Origin of the sequence: Micromonospora craterilacus, assembly GCF_003236315.1 — a bacterium.
Taxonomy (GTDB): domain Bacteria; phylum Actinomycetota; class Actinomycetes; order Mycobacteriales; family Micromonosporaceae; genus Micromonospora; species Micromonospora craterilacus.
The window spans coordinates 1-450 of sequence record NZ_POTY01000565.1 but is presented as its reverse complement, the minus strand read 5'-3'; the positions used below and the strand labels follow the sequence as shown (position 1 = coordinate 450).

Here is a 450-nt window from a genome sequence, read left to right as displayed (position 1 = left end):
CGACCGTGCCGTCGCGATGCCGACCGCGCTTGTCGAAACCGAAGACATTCCTTCCGAGACCGTCTCCACCGCGCTGCGCCACGGCTGGGCCTGGCAGATCCCGCTGACCTCGCGCCATGGCAACGGCTATGTCTACAGCTCGGCCTTCGTCAGCGACGACGAGGCCGAGCGCGAGCTGCGCGCCCACCTCGGCGCCGCGGCCGAGGGCATGGAGGCGCGCCGGCTGCGCATGCGCGTGGGCCGCGTGGCACGGCACTGGTCGCACAACTGCGTCGCCATCGGCCTCGCGCAAGGCTTCATCGAACCGCTGGAAGCCACCGCGCTGATGCTGATCCAGCTCAGCGTGGAGCAGTTCATCGGCGCGCTCGAAGCGGGCAACTTCGGACCGCGCCACCGCGAGGCCTACAACCGCCGCGTGAACGAGATGTTCGAGGGCGTGCGCGACTACGT

1 protein-coding gene is annotated in these 450 nt (G+C 69.8%); it reads left to right on the top strand.

Going from position 1 to position 450, the window contains the following annotated elements; translation table 11 throughout:
* Nucleotides 1–16 precede the first annotated feature (16 nt).
* On the top strand, nt 17–450 hold a 434-nt coding region (locus C1I95_RS34450; RefSeq protein WP_233514085.1), incomplete at its 3' end, for a tryptophan 7-halogenase.